Raw genomic sequence first — 18011 nt, 5'->3', positions numbered from 1 at the left:
CCATCGCGGCATGGCTCGCCGCGCTGTTCGCGCTCGTCGTGGCGATGATCGTCGTGGGCGGGCTGACGCGGCTGACGGATTCGGGGCTGTCGATCACCGAATGGAAGCCGATTGCCGGGGCGCTGCCGCCGCGCGACGCGGCCGCATGGGAGGCCGAGTTCGCCAACTATCGCGCCATCCCGCAATTCGAGCTGACGCGGCCCGACATGACGCTCGCGGAATTCAAGCGGATCTACTGGTGGGAATGGGGCCTCCGACAGCTCGGGCGCCTGATCGGGCTGGTCTGGGCCGCGGGGTTCCTGTGGTTCCTCGTCCGTCGGCGCATCCCTACCGGCTGGACGCCACGCCTGCTGGCGGTCGGGCTGCTCGGCGGGCTCCAGGGCGCCGTGGGGTGGTGGATGGTGGCCTCCGGGCTCGCGCCGGAGATGGTGGCGGTCGCCTCGCACCGGCTGGCGATCCATCTCGGCATCGCCTTCGTCATCCTCGGGTTGCTCGCGTGGTGGACGATGACGCTGCGCCGCGAGGACGCCGACCTGCTCCAGGCGCGCCGGCAGCGCAACGAGGCGCTGATGCGCTGGGGGAGCGTGCTGGCTGCCGTCGCCTTCGTGCAGATCCTGCTCGGCGCTCTCGTCGCCGGCATCGACGCGGGCCGGAGCTTCCCGGAATGGCCGCTGATGGCGGGCGCGTTCCTGCCGCCGGACGCCTTCGTGCTGGAGCCGGGCTGGCGGAACCTCCTCGACAATCCCGGCCTCGTGCAGTTCAACCACCGGATCCTGGGCTACGTCCTCCTCGTCCTCGGGGCCGTCGCCTGGGTCCGCAGCCGGCGCAGCGCGCTCGCCGACATTCGCGGCGCCTTCGACGCGATGGCGGCGATGCTGGCGGCGCAGGTCGGGCTCGGGATCGTGACGGTCCTCTACGCCTCGCCGTGGCAGGTCGCGATCGTGCATCAGCTCGGCGCCGTGGCGCTGTTCGTTCTGATCCTGCGCGCGCGCTTCGCCGCCCTGTACCCGAGGGCGCAGAAGATCGCCCGCGGGGCCCGCGTCTAGGCCCCTACCCGACGCGGCGGGCGGCAAGCGTGGGCCTCTGCCCTCGGTCCGTCGCGGGTTGCCCGGAGCGCCGCCGCTCCTATATCGCCCCGGGAAGGACCTGGCAGGCGGTCGGGGGCTTTCCATTTGGCGCCAAAGGGGCGAAGTCTGTCCCTAGCAGACTGAAAATGCGGATCGCGTGAGGAAACCATGACCAGCAAGCTCGACCAGCTGCGCACCATGAGCACCGTCGTCGCCGATACCGGCGACATCGAGGCGGTGCGCCAGTTCAAGCCGCAGGACTGCACCACCAATCCCTCCATCGTGCTCGGGGCGCTGAGCAGCCCTGCCTTCGCCGGGATCCTCGCCGGGGCGGTGGAGAAGGGCCGGGCGGCCGGCCACGACGCCGCCGGCATCGCCGGCGATCTCACCGTCGCCGTCGGCGCGGAGCTGGCGAAGATCGTCCCCGGCCGGGTGTCGACCGAGGTCGATGCGCGGCTCTCGTTCGACATCGACGCCTCGCTCGCCCGCGCCCGCGACATCGTGGACGCCTACGAACGGCTGGGGATCGGCCGGGAGCGCGTCCTGATCAAGCTCGCCTCGACATGGGAGGGCATCCGCGCCGCGCGGACGCTCCAGCGCGACGGCATCGACTGCAACCTGACGCTGCTCTTCAGCATGACCCAGGCCAAGGCCTGCGCCGACGCCGGCGTCTTCCTGATCTCGCCCTTCGTCGGTCGGATCACCGACTGGTACAAGGCGAGGACCGGCGAGACCTATGCGCCGGAGGCCGACCCGGGCGTGCAGTCGGTGCGCCGCATCTACGCCTATTACAAGGAGCACGGCATCGACACGGTGGTGATGGGCGCCTCGTTCCGCTCCGCCGGCCAGATCGAGGCGCTCGCCGGCTGCGACCGGCTGACCATCGCGCCGGCGCTGCTCGACGCGCTGTCGAAGGACACCGGCACGCTGGCGCGCGCGCTGTCGCCGACCGCCGCGAAGGGGCGTCCGGAGGGGATCTCAGAGCCGGAGTTCCGCTGGGAGATGAACGAGGACGAGATGGCCTCGGACAAGCTCGCCGAGGGCATCCGCAAGTTCCACGCCGATGCGGTGAAGCTCGAGAAGATGCTCGCCGACCGGCTGCCCGCCGTCCCCGCCTGAGCCGGCAGCCCCCGGAAGCCGCGACGTTTCCGGGCCCCGGCGGAGGGTCGGGCGAGAGAGGCCGGCGGTCAGCGATTGTTGACGTACATCTGCTGGTAGATGCTGGCGACGCAGAGCTGCTCGGTCCGGGTGAACTGGCCATTCCGGTCGTAGTCGCACTTCTCGATGTGGACGATGTTCATCTGGCGGTATTTGCGCTGCATCTGCTCCAGGCTGAGCGTCGACTGCTGCGCCATGGCAGGCAGGGCGGACCCGATGATCGCCAGCGCCAGCGGCAGGGATCTCATGGCGGTTCTCCTGTTCCGTTCCTTGGACGGCCGGCGAGGCGGCGGTTCTAGTCGGCCGCCTGCGCCTCGGCGCGGGACTTGCCGGCGACCTGCTGCGCCAGCGCGCCGGCCATGAAGGCGTCGAGATCGCCGTCGAGCACGCCTCCCGTGTCCGAGGTCTCGACGTTCGTGCGCAGGTCCTTGACCATCTGATAGGGCTGGAGGACGTAGCTGCGGATCTGGTTGCCCCAGCCGGCGTCGCCCTTGGCTTCGTGCGCGGCGGTGATCGCCTCGTTGCGGCGGCGCAACTCCATCTCGTAGAGCCGCGACTTCAGCGCGGCCATGGCGTTGGCGCGGTTCTGGTGCTGCGACTTCTCCGACGAGGTCACCACGATCCCCGTCGGGATATGGGTGATGCGCACCGCCGAGTCGGTGGTGTTGACGTGCTGCCCGCCCGCGCCCGAGGAGCGGTAGGTGTCGATGCGGATGTCGTTTGCGGCGACGTCGATCTCGATGTTGTCGTCCACCACGGGATAGACCCAGACCGAGCTGAACGAGGTGTGCCGCCGCGCGGCGCTGTCGAACGGCGAGATGCGCACGAGCCGGTGCACGCCGCTCTCGGTCTTGAGCCAGCCATAGGCGTTCGGGCCGCTGATCCTGTAGGTCGCGGACTTGATGCCCGCGCCCTCGCCGGCGCTCTCGGACTGGAGTTCGACCCTGTAGCCGTGCGCCTCCGCCCAGCGCACATACATCCGCGCCAGCATGGCGGCCCAGTCGCAACTTTCGGTGCCGCCGGCGCCGGCGTTGACCTCGAGGAAGGTGTCGTTGCCGTCGGCCTCGCCGTCGAGCAACGCCTCGATCTCCTTCTGCGCCGCGCGCTCGCGCAACGCCTTGAGCGCGGCCTCGGCGTCGGCGACCACCGCCGTGTCACCCTCGGCCTCGCCGAGTTCGATCAGCTCCACCTGATCGGCGAGATCCTGCGCCAGCGCGCGATAGCCCTCGACCGCGGCCGCAAGGTTCTGCCGGTCGCGCATGAGCTTTTGCGCGCGGGCCGGATCGTCCCAGAGCTTCGGATCCTCGGTCATCGCGTCGAGCTCCTCGAGGCGATGCGGCGCGGTCTCCCAGTCGAGCCGCTGGCGCAACAGCGCGAGCGATTTCTCGATCTCTTCGACCAGGCGTTCGGTCTCGGCGCGCATGTGTCCGTCCTCCGGGGCGGGGCAGGTTCTAGCCCCCGCCTCCGTCCCGGTAAAGAGCGTCCCGCGATGGCGCCGGCCCCGGCCGCGTGCTAGAGCCGCCGCGTGCGCGAAACCTTCGTCAATCTCGTCCTCGGCGTGCTGCTCGCGCTGATGATCGGCTGGATCCTGGTGATCGGCCGACCGATCCTCCTGCCGCTCGTGTCCGGCATGGTGCTCGCCTACATCGTCCTCGGCCTCGCGGAACTCTTCGGGCGGCTTCCCGGGATCGGCGGGCGGCTGCCGGCGCTGGCGCGCTACGTGCTCTCGCTGGGGCTGATCGCCGCCGTCGTCGCCCTTCTTGTCTGGATCGTCATCGGCGCGTTCGGACAGATCGCGGCCAGCGCACCACAGTACGAGGGGCGGCTGCTTACGCAGATTCAGGCCTGGGCGACCTATTTCGGCTTCGAGACCGAACCGACCTGGCGAACGCTGCGCGACGACGTGCTTCGGGCTGTCAACCTCCAGCGCCTGCTCGCGGTCGCGGTCGCGTCGGCGTCCTCCCTCGTCGCGACGGCGGCCTTGGTGGTGATCTACGCCGGCTTCATGGTGGCGGAGAGGGACCGCTTCGCGACCAAGATCGCCCGCCTGTCGGACGTCCCGGCCCGGATTGCGCGCATCAAGGGCGTCATCGCCGACGTCAACGCCCGGATCGGCGCGTATCTGGTGCTCAAGACGCTGATCAACATCCTGCTCGGGTCGCTGAGCTACGCGATCCTGCGCATCGCCGGGGTCGACTTCGCCGGGTTCTGGGCGATCCTGATCGGGCTCGTGAACTACATCCCCTATCTCGGGTCGTTCATCGGGGTGTTCTTCCCGACGGTGATGGCGGTGGTGCAGTTCGGGGCGCTCGGACCGGTCGCGGCGCTCGTCGCCGCGCTCTCGGCGGCGCAGGCGCTCGTCGGCAACTTCATCGAGCCCTGGCTGATGGGAAACTCGCTCAACCTGAGCCCGCTCGTCATCCTCGTCAGCCTGGTGGTCTGGACCACGATCTGGGGCGTGCCCGGCGCAATCCTCGCGGTGCCGCTGATGGCGATCCTCGTCATCGTGCTCGCGGAATTCCCCGGCTCCCGTCCCATCGCCGTCCTGCTCTCGCGCGACGGCGACCTCGGCCCTCCGCGCGGGAACGGCTGACCCGGGCCGTCGCCGGACGGAGAACGCGGCGCCGGGGCCACTGTCTACGACGAAAGTTGCAAACAGAACTTTAGTTGATGACAGCCCGCGGGGCGGTTCGCTAACATCGATTCAGAGCCAGAATCCAGCAGCAGGGCCGGGCGTTATGCTGAAGACGATACGACTTTCGAGCTGCATCTCCGTCCAGGGAGAAATGATCGAGGTTCTTCAGGACGGCACCATCCTGATCCGTGACGGCAAGACGCTGTACCGGGGGCGCCCGATCGAACTGACCGAGGAGCCCGTGCGGGCGGTCGGTCCGACCATGCTCCGGCTCGAGACGCCGACCCTTCCCTGACGCCGGACCGGGCGCTCAGACCCAGCCCGACAGCTCGCGCTCCAGCACGGCGACCAGCGCGTCGATATGCGCGGGTTCGGCGTTGAGGCAGGGAATGTAGCTGAAGCTTTCTCCGCCCGCGTGCAGGAAGGCTTCGCGGATCTCCTCGTTGATCTCCTCCAGCGTCTCCACGCAATCGGCCGAGAAGGCCGGCGCCATGACGGCGATGTGGCGCCTTCCGGCCTGCGCCAGCCGCGCCACCTCCTCGACCGTGTAGGGCTTCAGCCATTCCTCCGGCCCGAAGCGGGACTGGAAGGTCACCACCACCTCGTCCGCGCCGAACCCCAGCCGCTCGCGCAGCAAGCGCGAGGTCTTGCGGCAGTGACAGTGGTAGGGGTCGCCTTCGGCCAGGTAGCGTTCGGGCAGGCCGTGATAGCTCGTCACCAGGGCGTCGGGGCGGCGCTCCATCGCGGCATAGGCCTGCTCCACCGACCGGGCGAGCGCGTCGATATAGAGCGGCTCGTCGTAGTAGGCGGGGACCGTCCGCAGGCTCGGCTGCCAGCGCAACTCCATGAGCGCGCGGAACGCCTGATCGCAGGCGGTGGCCGTCGTGGCCGCGGCGTATTGCGGATAGAGCGGGAAGAACACGATGCGCTCGCAGCCCGCGGCGGCCATGCGCTCGATCACCGAGCGCGTCGAGGGGTTGCCGTAGCGCATCGCGAAGTCGACCATCAGCCGGTCGCCATGCGCCGCCGCCAGCCGCGCCGCCACGGCCTCGGTCTGCTCGCGGGTGATCGTCAGCAGCGGGCTCTCGTTGCGATCGTTGTTCCAGATGCCGCGATAGGCCGCGCCCGAGCTGAAGGGCCGCTTGCTCAGCACCATGAGTTGCAGGATCGGCTGCCATTTCCAGCGCGGATAGTCGATGACCCGCTGGTCCGACAGGAACTCGTTCAGGTAGCGGCGCATCGACCAGTAGTCGGTCGCGTCCGGCGTGCCGAGATTGGCGAGGATGACGCCCACCTTCGCCGCCGGCACTGGCGGGTGGTCCGGCGCCGCATGGGCGAGCCGCCCCTCGCTCGGCAGGTCGGGACGGTCGGCGGCGATCTTCGGCATCTCGGTCATCGGCTGGTCTCTCCGGCTTTCCGCCTACCTATGCCCCCGCGCGGCAGCGTCAATCGTCGCGTCGCCCCGGATCGGCGCTTTCGCCCAGACCCCGCTCGGCGACGCCCAGCGCATCAGCGAGGCGGGCCGCCGCCGAGCCGGGGCGCAGCGGCTTCGGCTGGCCCGCGCCGGGGGCCCAGCCGGTCAGGACCACGATCTCGAAGCTCGCCCGCACCCGTCCGTCCGGCGCGCCGAACCGCTCCCGGTAGATCGCCGCCGCCCGCGCGAAGACCCGCGCCGGGGTCGGCCGCGCCAGCCGCGACCGCATCACGTTGGTCTCGCCCATCGCCCGCAGGTCGCGCATGAGCGCGAGCGCATCCGGATAGCGCGCGTCCGCGCGCAGCGAATCCGCCACCGGCATGGCGAAGCCCGCCCGCTGCAAGAGGCTGCCGAGGTCGCGGATCTCGCCCATCGGCGCCACCCGCGGGCTCAGGCCGCCCGTCTCGGCCACCTCGGCCTCGCCGAGCGCCGCGCGCAATTCCGCGAGCGAGCCTGCGCCAAAGAGCGCGCCGAGGAACAGCCCGTCGGGGGCGAGCGCCCGGCGGCTCTGCACGAGTTGGCCGACGGGATCGTTCGCCCAGTGCAGCGCCAGCCCGTGCACCACGAGGTCGTGCGCGCCCGGCGCGAGGTCGAGCGTCTCGGCGTCCGGGACGACCCGCGCCGCCGGCGCCCCGGCCGCCCGCAGCCGGTCGGCCCAGACGTCCCCGCGCGGGCTGATCACGGCGGGGCTTCTAAACGACCTGTTAACCTCCGCGAGCCTATCCGCGATCTCATCGGCCGCCACGGCGTGCAGGAAGTCCGCCGGGCCGCCGGGAGCCGCCGCAGCCCGCGCGCGACGCCGGGCGAGAAGGTCGAGGTCGAAGAGCTGGGGCGGCATGTCGGCCATGCCGCCCACATAGGCCGAGAAGGAGCAGGACGCCATGCTGTTGCGCGCCATCGGCGCCGGGATCGCCGACATGATCTTCCCGCCACGCTGCATCGCCTGCCCGGAGCCGACCGACGCGCCGCACGGGCTCTGCCCGGCCTGCTGGCGCGAGACGCATTTCATCGCCGGCGCCGCCTGTCGCCGCTGCGGCGTGCCGCTCCTCGGCGACGAGGCCGGCGATGCGGATGTCTGCGACGGCTGCCTGCGTCATCCGCCCGCCTGGGACCGCGGTGCCGCGGCCGTGCTCTACGAGGGCGCGGGCCGCCGGGTCGTCCTGTCGCTGAAGCACGGGGACCGGCTCGACACGGTGGGGCCGCTGGCCGCCTGGATGGCCGCCGCCGGGCGCGACCTCCTCGCCGGGGCGGACGTCATAGCGCCCACGCCGCTGCACTGGCGACGCCTCGCGCGCCGGCGCTACAACCAGTCGGCCGAGCTCGCCAAGCGCATCGGCCGCCTCTCCGGGCGCCCCGTCGCCGTCGATCTCCTGTGCCGCGTGCGCGCGACGAAGCCGCAGGAGCGCATGAACCGCCTGTCCCGCGCCGCGAACCAGGCAGGGGCTTTCGCCGTCCCGGCCCGCCGCCGCGCCGAGGTCGCCGGCAGGTCCGTGCTCCTCGTCGACGACGTGCTCACCTCCGGCGCCACGCTCTCCGCCTGCGCCGACACGCTGCGCGCGGCAGGGGCCGCCCGCGTCGACGTGCTCGTCCTCGCCCGCGTTGCCTTCGACGATTCGCGGGAGCTATGATGCCCTCCGTCCCGGAGGAGAAGATGCCGCCCGTCACCATCTACACCACGCCCTTCTGCGGCTACTGCCACGCCGCCAAGCGCCTCCTCGCGACCAAGGGCGTCGTCTTCGACGAGGTCGACGTCTCCGCCGAACCGGCGCGACGCGCCGAGATGATCGGCCGCGCCCGGGGCCGCCGCACCGTGCCGCAGATCTTCATCGGCGCGCGTCACGTCGGCGGCTACGACGACATGGCCGCGCTGGATCGCGAGGGTCGGCTCGACCCGCTCCTGGCGGATTGACGGCGGTGCGCGCGGGCCTCGTCCAGCTCTGCTCGGGCGACGACCCGGCGGCGAATCTCTCCGTGACCGAGGCGCTGGTGCGCGAAGCCGCCGCGGGCGGGGCGGAGCTGGTCCTCACGCCGGAATGCACCAACCTCATGAGCTCCAGCCGCGCCGTGCAGGCCGAGGCCTTCGTGCCCGAGGCGGACGACCCGACGCTCGCCCACCTGCGCGAGGTCGCGGCGGAACTCGGGATCTGGCTCTTGATCGGCAGCCTCGGTCTCCGGACCAGCGACCCCGACGGCCGCTTCGCCAACCGCGGCTTCCTCGTCGCGCCCGACGGCGCCGTCGCCGCCCGCTACGACAAGATCCACATGTTCGACGTCGAACTGGCCAGCGGCGAGAGCTACCGCGAATCCGCGGCCTTCCGTCCCGGCGACCGGGCGGTCGTCGCGCAGGCCGGGCAGGCCCGCCTCGGGATGACCATCTGCTACGACCTTCGTTTCCCCGGCCTCTACCGCGCGCTCGCCAAAGGGGGCGCGGAGATCATCGCCGTTCCTTCCGCCTTCACCGTGCCGACCGGCGAGGCGCACTGGCGCGCGCTGCTGCGCGCCCGCGCCATCGAGACCGGCGCCTTCGTGCTCGCCCCGGCGCAGTCGGGGGCGCACCCCACGCGCGCGGGCAAACCGCGGCGCACCTGGGGTCACTCGCTTGCGGTCTCGCCCTGGGGCGCGGTTCTGGCCGACGCGGGCGAGGCGGTCGGCGTCACGCTCGTCGATCTCGACCTCGGCGCCGTGGCGCGGGCGCGGGCGCAGGTGCCTTCGCTCCGCCACGACCGGCCCTTCGCCGCGCCGGAGGCGCCATGACCGAGATCCCGAGCCGCGACCCGGCCTTGGTCGCGATCTTCGGCGAGATCGTCATGATCGAGCAACTCGCCCGGGGCCGTCTCGCCCGCGCCCTGCCGAAGGGCATGGAGCTGTCACACTTCATGACCTTGAACCACCTTGCCGGAGCAGGTGGCGAGAAGACCCCGGCGCAGCTCGCCCGCACCTTCCACGTCACCAAGGGCGCCATGACGAACACGCTCCAGAGGCTCGACGCGGCGGGCTACATCCATATCCGCCCGGACTGGGACGACGCGCGGCGCAAGTGGGTGGGCCTCAGCCCCGCCGGCCATGCCGCGCGCAACCGGGCCGTCAGCGCGATCGCGCCGGTCTTCGACGACGTCGCCGCCCGGCTCGGCCCCGAGCGCCTCAAGGCCGCGCTGCCGTTCCTGCGCGCCCTGCGCGCCGGCCTCAGCGGGACAGCCGAACCCGCCACGGTGCGGCTCGGCCAGTCCCCGGTGACCTGACCCGCCGGCGGCCTACTGACCGCCGCCGAGGTTGTGGACATAGACGGCGACCTTGCGGATGTCCTCCGGCCGCAGCCGGTTCCCGAGGGAGAAGGACGGCATGATCCCGTAGCGGGCCGTCGTGATCGTCTCGCGGATGGTCGCCGGATCGCCTCCGTAAAGCCAGATCCCGTCGACGAGGCTGGGCGCGCCCTGGTCCTGCATGCCCGCGCCATCCTCGCCGTGGCAGGAAGCGCAGTTGTCGAGGAAGGTCTGCTGGGCGGCGGCCGCCATCCCGGCGTCGTGCTCGGTCCCGGAGAGGGAAAGCACGTACTGCGTCAGGCCGTCGATCTCCTCGGGCGTGAGGATATCGCCAAAGGCCGGCATCTGGCTGAACCGCGTGTCGGGATCGGCATCGTAGCGGATGCCGTGCTGGACGGTCTGGTGGATCGCCTCGACCGTGCCGCCCCAGAGCCAGTCGTCGTCGAGGAGGTTGGGAAAGCCGCCGATCGCCCCCTGCCCGCCTGCGCCGTGGCACTGGCCGCAATTGTTGCGAAACACCGCGCCGCCGCCGGCGACGGCGAATTGCAGCAGCTCCGGATCCTGCTCGACCGCGGCGAGATCGGTGTCGAGGATACGCTGGTCGAGCGCGGCGTTGGCGTCGCGCGCCCGCGCGACCTCGGAGGCGACCTGCGCCCGGCTCGAATAGCCGAGCAGGCCCGGCGTCGCTCCGTTGACCAGCGGCCAGGCCGGGTACAGGATCACAAAGACCACACCCCACACGATGGTGGCGTAGAAGGCCCACAGCCACCACCGCGGCATCGGCGTGTCGAGTTCCTTGATGCCATCCCATACATGGCCGGTCGTCTCGGTCTGGGTAGCCTCGTCGAGCTCGCGCTTAGTGGCCATTCCCGTCGTCCTTGGGCTTGTCTTCGTTGCGGAAGATCTGGTTCGCTGCGTCGTCCTGCGCCTTCCTTGACCCCGGGCGGAACGCCCAGAACACGACTCCGGCGAAGATCACCAGCATCGCGAGCATGCCCCAGCTGTCGGCCAGCGTGCGCAGGAAGGTGTACGTTTCCATCGCCCGGCGTCCTTCAGCGGCTGGCTTCGGGCGTGTAGGTCGAGAAATCGACCAGCGTGCCGAGCATCTGCAGGTAGGCGATGACGGCATCGAGCTCGGTCACGCCGGGCTGGGTGTCGAAGTTGCGCGCCACCGCCTTGGGATAACGCTCGAGCAGCCCCTCGACGTCGCCGTTGTCGGGATCGGCCTGGGCGCGGAAATCGGCCTTGGCCGCGTCGATCATCTCGTCGGTATAGGGCACGCCCGCCCGGCCATTCGCACGCATGGTCGCCTGGACTTGGTCGGAATCGACCTGGGTCTGCGCGAGCCAGGGATAGGCCGGCATCACCGATTCCGGCACGAGGTCGCGCGGGTTGTGGAAGTGCGCGACGTGCCAGGCGTCGGAATAGCGCCCGCCGACGCGGGCGAGGTCCGGACCGGTGCGCTTGGAGCCCCACTGGAACGGGTGATCGTACATCGACTCGGCCGCGAGCGAGTAGTGGCCGTACCGCTCCTGCTCGTCGAGCATGGTGCGGATCATCTGGCTGTGGCAGGTGTAGCAGCCCTCGCGCACGTAGATGTCGCGCCCGGTCAGCTCGAGCGGCGAGTAGGGGCGCATCCCCTCGACCTTCTCGATGGTGTTGTCGAGATAGAATAGCGGCACGATCTGGACGGCGCCGCCGATCGACACCGCCACGAACGCGAACACCAGCAGCAGGAAGGCGTTCGTCTCGATGTAGCGGTGGTTCCGGGAGAGCCAGGACTGCCGGGGCGGCTGCTTCGGCTCGTTCGCGGGCGCGTGCTCTTTGTCGGACATGGCGCGATCTCCCCCTTACTCGGCCGGCACGGTTTCGGCCCGCAGGGGCTCGGACATGACTGTCTTCCAGAGGTTCCACGCCATGATCAGCCCGCCCGTCAGGTAGAGCACGCCGCCGAGCGCCCGGATCACGTACATCGGATGCATGGCGGCGACGGTGTCCGCGAAGGAGTTGACGAGGAAGCCGAGGCTGTCGACCTCACGCCACATCAGGCCCTGGGTGATGCCGGCGATCCACATCGACGAGGCGTAGAGCACGATGCCGATGGTCGCGAGCCAGAAGTGCCACGAGACGAGACTGAGCGAGTAGAGCCGCTCGCGCTTCCACAGCCGGGGCACCAGGTAGTAGAGCGCCGCGGAGGTGAGCAGGCCGTTGAAGCCGAGCACGCCCGAGTGCACGTGGCCGATCGTCCAGTCGGTGTAGTGGCTGAGCGAGTTGACCGCCCGGATCGACATCATCGGCCCCTCGAAGGTCGCCATGGTGTAGAAGGCGAGCGCAACCACCATCATGCGCAGGATCGGGTCGGTGCGGAGCTTGTCCCAGGCGCCCTGCAGCGTCATCAGCCCGTTGATCGCGCCGCCCCACGACGGCATCCACAGGATGATCGACATGACCATGCCGAGGATCTGCGCCCAGTCGGGCAGTGCGGTGTAGTGCAGGTGGTGCGGACCCGCCCAGATGTAGAGGAAGATCAGCGACCAGAAGTGAATGATCGAGAGCCGGTAGGAGTAGACCGGCCGGTTGGCCTGCTTGGGGACGAAGTAGTACATCATCGCCAGGAACGGCACGGTCAGGAAGAAGGCGACCGCGTTGTGGCCGTACCACCACTGGATCATTGCGCCCTGGACGCCCGGCCAGAGCGCGACCGAGGCCGAGCTCCAGATCGACACCGGAACGGCGAGGTTGTTGACGACGTGGAGCAACGCCACGGTGATGATGAAGCTCAGGTAGAACCAGTTCGCCACGTAAATGTGGGGCTCTTTCCGCTTCACGAGCGTGCCGAGGTAGATCGCCAGGTAGACGACCCAGACGATGGTCAACCACAGGTCGGCGTACCATTCCGGCTCGGCGTATTCCAACGACTGGGTCGAGCCGAGGACGTAGCCGGTCGCCGCCAGGACGATGAACAGGTTGTAGCCCCAGAACACGAACCAGGCGGCGTTGCCGCCCCAGAGCCGGGTGGCGCAGGTGCGCTGGACGACATAGAACGAGGTCGCGATCAGACCGTTGCCGCCGAAGGCAAAGATCACCGCCGAGGTATGCAGCGGCCGCAGTCGCCCGAAGCTCGTCCAGGGCAGCCCGAGGTTCAGGTCGGGATAGGCGAGCTGGAAGGCGATCAGCGTCCCCATCAGGAAGCCGACGATCGCCCAGAACGCGGTCGCGACCACGCCGTAGCGAATCGGTCCGTCCATGTAGGAGGACTCGACGTTCACCGGCTGTCGCGCGCCCGCCGTGCGAATCGACCAGACGAAGCCGGCGGCGCAGAGCGCGGTGAGCAGCAGGGCATGGACCCGATAGGCCTGGTCGTGGCCCCAGTTCGTGGCGATGGCGAACATGAGCGCGCCGAGCCCGAACGCCGCAATCTTCACTCCGTCGAGCATCGTTGACCCCTCGTCGCTTACACAGCCCCGGCCTTCCGCCAGGTGGCTGCCCCCGCTGCGCGCCGCGCACCATTGTTACGCGAAGTGGGCACGATCATTGATTCAAATCAACCCTCGTCATCCCTCGGCGCCATTGCCGGGAAAAGGCGATGCGACGTTGCACAGATCCGGCAACGCCCCGCTCGCCGTGCGGAGTGAGAGGAAAGGCGGCGTCGTCCAAACGGACGACGCCGCCGGCGCGGCGACCCACGCTGCTGCGGAGCGCGGTCGCGCGCCTCGGAGCGGGTGCGGCGCTGGTCCTGCCCACGGGCGAAAGCGTTTCCCGCGCGCTTCGGACCTGCGGAACCCGCCCGCCAGTGCCGGTCAGCCTCGGCGCGGCCTACGAGGGGTAGCCGCCGGCCGGGCCGATCTCCGGACCCGGGAGCAACGCGCCACGCCCGGGCGGGTTCCGGCGACCGGGAAGGAAAGAGGCTGCGCGACGGGCGCAGAGACGCCTGTGGCGACCGCGCCTCAGGCGGCGTTGGGGTAGAGCGCCTCGTAGACCGGGGCCAGCGTCGCCGAATCGAACAGCGAGGACACGCTCGTGCCGTTCGAGATGTTGAGAATCGCCTGCGCGAACAACGGCGCGACCGGCACGATACGGATGTTGTGCGCGGATCGCGTCTCCGGCGTCGGCTCGATCGAATCGGTGACGACGAGGCTCTTCATCGGCGAGGCGACGATGCGCTCCACGGCCGGGCCCGACAGGACGCCGTGGGTAATGTAGGCGTGGACTTCGCGGGCGCCCTTCTCGACGAGAAGCTCCGCGGCCTTCACCAGCGTTCCGGCCGTGTCGCAGATGTCGTCGACGATGATGCAGACGCGGTCCTCGACCTCGCCGATCACCGTCATGGAGGCGATCTCCCCCGGCGCGGAGCGGCGCTTGTCCACCACGGCGAGGTCGGCCTCGATGCGCTCGGCGAGGTCGCGCGCCCGGGCCACGCCGCCGACGTCGGGCGAGACGATGGTGATGTCGCGCAGGTTCGCGAACTGGTGCCGGATGTCGAGCTCGAAGACCGGCGCGGCATAGAGGTTGTCGACCGGGATGTCGAAGAAGCCCTGGATCTGCGCGGCGTGCAGGTCCATCGTCAGCACCCGCTCGATCCCCGCCTCCGTCAGCAGGTTCGCGACGAGCTTGGCGCTGATCGGCGTGCGCGCCTTGGCCCGGCGGTCCTGCCGCGCATAGCCGAAATAGGGCATGACCGCGGTGATGCGCGCCGCCGAGGACCGGCGCAGCGCGTCGGTCATGATCATCAGCTCCATCAGGTTGTCGTTCGTCGGCTTGGACGTCGACTGGATGATGAACATGTCCTCGCCGCGCACGTTCTCGTGGACCTCGACGAAGATCTCCTGGTCGTTGAACCGCTCCACCCGCGTCTTGCAGAGCTCGACATGCTCGCCGCGGTGGATCGAGATCCGCCGGGCGATCGCCGCCGCCAGCTGGCGGTTGGAGTTTCCGGCAATGAGCTTCGGCTTGAACAGGGGGTTCATGGCTCTCGCTCCACCGTCGCGACGGGGACGCCCTAGCACCGTGGCCGGCGCTTGCAAAGACCCGCAATCGCGTGAGGATGGCGGCGCAACCGCCGGAGACGCGCAATGGCCACGATCGAATACTTCCTGTTCCCGCTCTCCTCCTATTCCTATCTCGCCGGCCTCCGCCTCGAGGAGATCGCCGCGCGCCGCGGCGCGACGATCGTCTACAAGCCGTTCCAGGTCCAGCAGGTCTACGCCGCCGTCGGGACGCCCAATGTCGCCGACCGGCACCCCTCCAGGCAGGCCTACCGTCTACAGGATCTCGCCAGGGTCGCCCGCGCCGTCGGCCTCCCGATCAATCTCCGGCCGGCGCACTGGCCGACCAACCCGGCTCCCGCCTCGGCGGCGATCGTCGCGGCGCAGGCGGCGGGAGGGGGCGACCTCGGCGGTTTCGTCCATGGCGTGCTCAAGGCCGTCTGGGCCGAGGACCGCGACATCGCCGACGATGCGGTGATCCGCGACCTCCTCGGCGCCCACGGCTTCGACGCTGCGCTCGCCGACCGCGGCCTTGTCGCCGGCATGGCGGCGCTGGAGCGCAACACCGAGGAGGCCATCCGCCGCGGCGTCTTCGGCGCTCCGAGCTATCTCGTCGACGGGGAGGTCTTCTGGGGGCAGGACCGGCTCGACCTTCTCGACGCGCGGCTCGGCGAAGGCGGCTGAAACGAACGGCCCGGGCGCCGGACCGGCGCCGAGGCCCTATCGAATCGTGAAAAAGTGGCAAGGCGAATTCCAGCCTGATTCCTGCCGGGTTCCAGAAAGATAAAATCCCGCCGTTTCAGCCTCTTGCCCCGCCTCGCCCTGGGCATCCCGCCTCAAGCGCCCTGCGCGACTTCCTCGCCGCGGGCGAGCGCCACGAACCGGTCGATGGCGGCCGCGTCGGCAGACCAGTCGCAAACCAGCCGCGCCGGTACGAGCCCGTCCGCAGGCCCGTCGAGGGTCGCGGCAGCGGGATCGTCGAACGACCAGAGATAGTACTCCGCCCCCGCCGCCCGCGCCCGCCGGTGCCCCGCGCGCGGCCATGCGGCGAAGACCTCGTTGGCCTCGGTCGGGTGCTCGATCCGCGCGCCCGGCATGGCCGCGATGCCCCGGGACAAACGCGCCGCCGCGGCGTTGGCGCGTCCGGCGAGGTCGAGCCAGAGCCCGTCCTCCAGATAAGCCTCCATCTGCGCCGCGAGGAAACGGTGCTTGGAGAAGAGATGCCCGGCCCGCTTGCGGCGAAGCTCGAACTCCCAGCCCCGCGCCGGGTCGAACAGCACCACCGCCTCGGCGCCGAGGAGCCCGTTCTTCGTTCCCCCGAGGCTGAGCGCATCGACCCCGGCCTTCCAGGTAAGCTCCGCCGGCGTGCAGCCGAGGGCCGCCACCGCGTTGGCGAAACGCGCGCCGTCCATGTGGACCGGCATCCCCGCCGCCCGCGCGATCCCGGCGAGCCGGGCCACCTCGTCGGGATCCTGGACCGCGCCCGCCTCGGTGGCGTTCGTCAGCGTCAACGCCCCCGGCTGGACCTGATGCACGCTCGCGCCGGCGCGGCCGATCGCGGCCTCGAGCGCCTCCGGGTCGATCCGCCCGTGCGCGCCGGGGACGGGCGTCGTCGTCGCCCCCGCCGCGAAGAATCCCGCCGCGCCGCACTCGTCCTCCTGCACATGGGCGTGGGCGTGGCAGAAGATCGTCCCCCATGGCGGGCACAGGCAGGCGAGCGCCAGCGCGTTGGCCGCCGTCCCCGTGCCGACGAGATACACGGCCGCGTCGGGCGCCTCGAAGACCTCGCGGACCCGCGCCACGGTCCGCGCCGTGAGCGCATCGCCGCCATAGCCGGAGGCATTGCCCTCGTTGGCGCGGTCGATGGCTTCGAGGATTCGCGGATGCGCCGGCCCGGCATTGTCGGAAAGAAACCACATCAACCCTGCTCCGCGAGCACGTAGTCTTCCCAGTCGTCCTCGTCGACGTCGTATTCCGGCGTCATCCGCCCGCGCAGCGACACGCCGGCGCGGTGCACGCTCTCCGGATCGCCGGTGAGGAGCGGATGCCATGCGGGAAGATCCTCGCCCAGCGCCAGCAGCCGGTAGGCGCAGGTGTCGGGCAGCCACGCCATCGCCTCCTCGAGCGACTGCGGGTCGAGCGCAATGCACCCTGCCACGAGCCGCCGGCGATGCGGGTAGTTGCCGCAGCGGCAGGTGCCGAGATCGAGCAGCCGGCAGGCGATGGAGGTGAAGGCGAGCCGCCCGGTGTCCTCGTCCTCGAGCTTGATGAGACAGCACTTGCCGCAGCCGTCGCAAAGCGCCTCCCACTCGTCGCGCGGCAGGCTCTCCAGCGGAAAGCGGCGCCAGAACTCGGGTCGCAGGCCAGTCCGGTCGATGGGGTCGCGCATGATGCCCGCAGAATGCCTGCAAATCCCGCCGACCGGAACCCGCGATCCGCCACGGGCGCCCGTTCCGCTCAGCAGGCCAGCGTCGCCGCGAGACGTTCCCGCACCATCTCCACGTCGAGCCGCATCTGGGCGACGAGCGGCTCGGCGCCGTCGAAGCGCAGCTCGCGCCGGAGGAACTCCACGAGCGCCACCGAGATGACGGCGCCGTAGAGGTCGCCGTCGAAGCCGATGAGGTAGGCCTCGAGGTTGACGCGCCCGCCCCCGAAGGTCGGCCGGTCGCCGATGCTCACCGCCGCCGGCCAGCGGCCGCGATGCGGACCGTCGAGCACGTCGACCAGCGCCGCGTAGACGCCGGAGCGCGGACGATGCAGGCGGTCGAACGACAGGTTGGCGGTCGGGAAACCGAGGGTCCGGCCGCGCGCGTCGCCGTGCTCGACCACGCCCTCGATGCGGCGCCAACCGCCGAGGAGGCGCGCAGCCTCCTCGGGTCGCCCGGCCTCCAGCGCGCGGCGGATCGCCGTGGACGACACCTCGTCGCCGTCGGCCTCGAGCAGGGGCGCGCCGACCACGGCGAAGCCGAGCCCCGGCCCCATTTCGCGCAGGAGCGCGAGATTGCCGCCCCGGTCATGGCCGAAATGGAAGTCCGCCCCGGCGATCAGGGCGCGGACCCCGAGCGCGCCGGCGAGCACGTCGCGCGCGAACGCCTCCGCTGGCAGCGCAGCCATCGCCGCATCGAAGGGCAACTCGTAGAGCTGCTCGACCCCCAGCGCCTCCAGCCGCCGCGCGCGCGTGTCGGCGCGCATCAGACGAAAGGGGGGGCCGTCCGGCCTGAAGAACTCGCGGGGATGAGGCTCGAAGGTGATCACGCCGAACGGCGCGCCCAGCGCGGACGCCTCCGCGCGCGCCAGCGCCAGCACGGCCTGGTGGCCGCGATGCACCCCGTCGAAATTTCCTATCGCAACCGCGGCGCCCTGGTCCGTCAGCGCGATGCCGCGATAGCCGTGGTGTCGTCGCATCGGTCCCTGCGCGGGACGCGTGGCCCC

21 protein-coding genes are annotated in these 18011 nt (G+C 70.6%); 9 read left to right on the top strand and 12 right to left on the bottom strand.

Annotated elements, in window-relative coordinates; all coding sequences use genetic code 11:
• Nucleotides 1-1046, top strand: a 1046-nt coding sequence (gene ctaA, locus KBA23_RS04760) for a heme A synthase (RefSeq protein ID WP_290737259.1), incomplete at its 5' end; no start/stop codon positions are given.
• Between the two features lie 189 nt (nt 1047-1235).
• On the top strand, nt 1236-2186 hold the full coding sequence (gene tal, locus KBA23_RS04755; protein ID WP_290737257.1) for a transaldolase: 951 nt from the start codon (nt 1236-1238) through the stop codon (nt 2184-2186).
• 68 nt (nt 2187-2254) lie between these two features.
• On the opposite strand, the gene KBA23_RS04750 is transcribed toward tal, so the two are convergent.
• Both KBA23_RS04750 and prfB read right to left on the bottom strand, forming a co-directional pair.
• A complete protein-coding gene (locus tag KBA23_RS04750; RefSeq protein WP_290737255.1) occupies nt 2255-2473 on the bottom strand; it encodes a hypothetical protein in 219 nt (72 codons plus the stop codon).
• A gap of 47 nt (nt 2474-2520) precedes the next feature.
• Nucleotides 2521-3648: a peptide chain release factor 2 gene (prfB, locus tag KBA23_RS04745; RefSeq protein WP_290737253.1), complete on the bottom strand. Its 1128-nt coding sequence runs from the start codon at nt 3646-3648 to the stop codon at nt 2521-2523.
• A gap of 102 nt (nt 3649-3750) precedes the next feature.
• Here prfB and KBA23_RS04740 point away from each other — a divergent pair, with 102 nt between their 5' ends.
• Together KBA23_RS04740 and KBA23_RS04735 are read left to right on the top strand one after the other, a co-directional pair.
• Complete coding sequence (locus KBA23_RS04740) at nt 3751-4818, top strand: AI-2E family transporter (protein WP_290737251.1); 1068 nt, start codon at nt 3751-3753, stop codon at nt 4816-4818.
• 145 nt (nt 4819-4963) lie between these two features.
• Nucleotides 4964-5155 (top strand): hypothetical protein, encoded by a 192-nt coding sequence (locus tag KBA23_RS04735; RefSeq protein WP_290737249.1) that lies wholly within the window; start codon nt 4964-4966, stop codon nt 5153-5155.
• Between the two features lie 15 nt (nt 5156-5170).
• On the opposite strand, the gene hemH is transcribed toward KBA23_RS04735, so the two are convergent.
• Both hemH and KBA23_RS04725 read right to left on the bottom strand, forming a co-directional pair.
• Complete coding sequence (gene hemH, locus KBA23_RS04730) at nt 5171-6247, bottom strand: ferrochelatase (RefSeq protein ID WP_290737267.1); 1077 nt, start codon at nt 6245-6247, stop codon at nt 5171-5173.
• A gap of 58 nt (nt 6248-6305) precedes the next feature.
• Nucleotides 6306-7172, bottom strand: a complete 867-nt coding sequence (locus KBA23_RS04725; protein WP_290737265.1) for a methyltransferase domain-containing protein — start codon at nt 7170-7172, stop codon at nt 6306-6308.
• A 43-nt stretch (nt 7173-7215) separates the two neighbouring features.
• Between KBA23_RS04725 and KBA23_RS04720 the strand changes: the two genes are divergently transcribed.
• Genes KBA23_RS04720 through KBA23_RS04705 form a run of 4 tightly spaced genes read left to right on the top strand, consistent with a single transcriptional unit; the run spans nt 7216 to nt 9573 of the window.
• Nucleotides 7216-7962: a ComF family protein gene (locus KBA23_RS04720; RefSeq protein ID WP_290737247.1), complete on the top strand. Its 747-nt coding sequence runs from the start codon at nt 7216-7218 to the stop codon at nt 7960-7962.
• 23 nt (nt 7963-7985) lie between these two features.
• Complete coding sequence (grxC, locus tag KBA23_RS04715) at nt 7986-8243, top strand: glutaredoxin 3 (protein WP_290737245.1); 258 nt, start codon at nt 7986-7988, stop codon at nt 8241-8243.
• Between the two features lie 5 nt (nt 8244-8248).
• The gene (locus tag KBA23_RS04710) at nt 8249-9088 is read left to right on the top strand and encodes a carbon-nitrogen hydrolase family protein (protein WP_290737243.1); all 840 of its coding nucleotides are present in this window, start codon (nt 8249-8251) and stop codon (nt 9086-9088) included.
• Nucleotides 9085-9573, top strand: a complete 489-nt coding sequence (locus KBA23_RS04705; RefSeq protein ID WP_290737241.1) for a MarR family winged helix-turn-helix transcriptional regulator — start codon at nt 9085-9087, stop codon at nt 9571-9573. The genes KBA23_RS04710 and KBA23_RS04705 overlap by 4 nt, the downstream gene beginning before the upstream one ends.
• A gap of 12 nt (nt 9574-9585) precedes the next feature.
• On the opposite strand, the gene ccoP is transcribed toward KBA23_RS04705, so the two are convergent.
• The 5 genes from ccoP to KBA23_RS04680 all read right to left on the bottom strand — a co-directional run bounded on the left by ccoP (nt 9586) and on the right by KBA23_RS04680 (nt 14561).
• Nucleotides 9586-10461 (bottom strand): cytochrome-c oxidase, cbb3-type subunit III, encoded by an 876-nt coding sequence (gene ccoP, locus KBA23_RS04700; protein ID WP_290737239.1) that lies wholly within the window; start codon nt 10459-10461, stop codon nt 9586-9588.
• Nucleotides 10451-10633: a cbb3-type cytochrome c oxidase subunit 3 gene (locus KBA23_RS04695; protein WP_290737237.1), complete on the bottom strand. Its 183-nt coding sequence runs from the start codon at nt 10631-10633 to the stop codon at nt 10451-10453. The genes ccoP and KBA23_RS04695 overlap by 11 nt, the downstream gene beginning before the upstream one ends.
• 13 nt (nt 10634-10646) lie before the next feature.
• Entirely contained in the window at nt 10647-11429 is a 783-nt protein-coding gene (ccoO, locus tag KBA23_RS04690; protein WP_290737235.1) for a cytochrome-c oxidase, cbb3-type subunit II, read from the bottom strand.
• 15 nt (nt 11430-11444) lie between these two features.
• Nucleotides 11445-13031 (bottom strand): cytochrome-c oxidase, cbb3-type subunit I, encoded by a 1587-nt coding sequence (ccoN, locus tag KBA23_RS04685; RefSeq protein WP_290737233.1) that lies wholly within the window; start codon nt 13029-13031, stop codon nt 11445-11447.
• Between the two features lie 510 nt (nt 13032-13541).
• Nucleotides 13542-14561 carry a ribose-phosphate pyrophosphokinase gene (locus KBA23_RS04680; protein ID WP_290737231.1) on the bottom strand — a complete coding sequence of 340 codons (1020 nt, stop codon included), beginning with the start codon at nt 14559-14561 and terminating at the stop codon, nt 13542-13544.
• 105 nt (nt 14562-14666) lie between these two features.
• On the opposite strand from KBA23_RS04680, the gene KBA23_RS04675 reads away from it, so the two are divergent.
• Nucleotides 14667-15263: a 2-hydroxychromene-2-carboxylate isomerase gene (locus KBA23_RS04675; protein WP_290737229.1), complete on the top strand. Its 597-nt coding sequence runs from the start codon at nt 14667-14669 to the stop codon at nt 15261-15263.
• Nucleotides 15264-15415: 152 nt separating this feature from the next.
• Here the strand turns inward: KBA23_RS04675 and KBA23_RS04670 are convergent, their stop codons facing one another.
• From KBA23_RS04670 to KBA23_RS04660, 3 genes are all read right to left on the bottom strand, one after another.
• Nucleotides 15416-16498 (bottom strand): low specificity L-threonine aldolase, encoded by a 1083-nt coding sequence (locus tag KBA23_RS04670; protein ID WP_290737228.1) that lies wholly within the window; start codon nt 16496-16498, stop codon nt 15416-15418.
• Nucleotides 16498-16968 carry a YcgN family cysteine cluster protein gene (locus KBA23_RS04665; RefSeq protein ID WP_290737226.1) on the bottom strand — a complete coding sequence of 157 codons (471 nt, stop codon included), beginning with the start codon at nt 16966-16968 and terminating at the stop codon, nt 16498-16500. The genes KBA23_RS04670 and KBA23_RS04665 overlap by 1 nt, the downstream gene beginning before the upstream one ends.
• A gap of 68 nt (nt 16969-17036) precedes the next feature.
• Complete coding sequence (locus tag KBA23_RS04660) at nt 17037-17984, bottom strand: bifunctional riboflavin kinase/FAD synthetase (RefSeq protein ID WP_290737224.1); 948 nt, start codon at nt 17982-17984, stop codon at nt 17037-17039.
• Nucleotides 17985-18011: the final 27 nt, after the last annotated feature.

Origin of the sequence: Amaricoccus sp., assembly GCF_017995835.1 — a bacterium.
GTDB lineage: Bacteria > Pseudomonadota > Alphaproteobacteria > Rhodobacterales > Rhodobacteraceae > Amaricoccus.
The sequence above is the reverse complement of the archived record's forward strand: the minus strand, read 5'-3'. Positions and strand labels throughout refer to the sequence as shown.

Bases quoted from the DNA above. Each gene is read 5' to 3' on its own strand.
- KBA23_RS04675 (WP_290737229.1), top strand. From the start codon at position 14,667: ATGGCCACGATCGAATACTTCCTGTTCCCGCTCTCCTCCTATTCCTAT.
- KBA23_RS04735 (WP_290737249.1), top strand. From the start codon at position 4,964: ATGCTGAAGACGATACGACTTTCGAGCTGCATCTCCGTCCAGGGAGAA.
- KBA23_RS04705 (WP_290737241.1), top strand. From the start codon at position 9,085: ATGACCGAGATCCCGAGCCGCGACCCGGCCTTGGTCGCGATCTTCGGC.
- KBA23_RS04665 (WP_290737226.1), bottom strand. From the start codon at position 16,968: ATGCGCGACCCCATCGACCGGACTGGCCTGCGACCCGAGTTCTGGCGC.
- KBA23_RS04725 (WP_290737265.1), bottom strand. From the start codon at position 7,172: ATGCCGCCCCAGCTCTTCGACCTCGACCTTCTCGCCCGGCGTCGCGCG.
- ccoN (WP_290737233.1), bottom strand. From the start codon at position 13,031: ATGCTCGACGGAGTGAAGATTGCGGCGTTCGGGCTCGGCGCGCTCATG.
- ccoP (WP_290737239.1), bottom strand. From the start codon at position 10,461: ATGGCCACTAAGCGCGAGCTCGACGAGGCTACCCAGACCGAGACGACC.
- KBA23_RS04680 (WP_290737231.1), bottom strand. From the start codon at position 14,561: ATGAACCCCCTGTTCAAGCCGAAGCTCATTGCCGGAAACTCCAACCGC.
- KBA23_RS04750 (WP_290737255.1), bottom strand. From the start codon at position 2,473: ATGAGATCCCTGCCGCTGGCGCTGGCGATCATCGGGTCCGCCCTGCCT.
- KBA23_RS04670 (WP_290737228.1), bottom strand. From the start codon at position 16,498: ATGTGGTTTCTTTCCGACAATGCCGGGCCGGCGCATCCGCGAATCCTC.
- prfB (WP_290737253.1), bottom strand. From the start codon at position 3,648: ATGCGCGCCGAGACCGAACGCCTGGTCGAAGAGATCGAGAAATCGCTC.
- tal (WP_290737257.1), top strand. From the start codon at position 1,236: ATGACCAGCAAGCTCGACCAGCTGCGCACCATGAGCACCGTCGTCGCC.
- ccoO (WP_290737235.1), bottom strand. From the start codon at position 11,429: ATGTCCGACAAAGAGCACGCGCCCGCGAACGAGCCGAAGCAGCCGCCC.
- hemH (WP_290737267.1), bottom strand. From the start codon at position 6,247: ATGCCGAAGATCGCCGCCGACCGTCCCGACCTGCCGAGCGAGGGGCGG.
- KBA23_RS04660 (WP_290737224.1), bottom strand. From the start codon at position 17,984: ATGCGACGACACCACGGCTATCGCGGCATCGCGCTGACGGACCAGGGC.
- KBA23_RS04720 (WP_290737247.1), top strand. From the start codon at position 7,216: ATGCTGTTGCGCGCCATCGGCGCCGGGATCGCCGACATGATCTTCCCG.
- KBA23_RS04695 (WP_290737237.1), bottom strand. From the start codon at position 10,633: ATGGAAACGTACACCTTCCTGCGCACGCTGGCCGACAGCTGGGGCATG.
- grxC (WP_290737245.1), top strand. From the start codon at position 7,986: ATGCCGCCCGTCACCATCTACACCACGCCCTTCTGCGGCTACTGCCAC.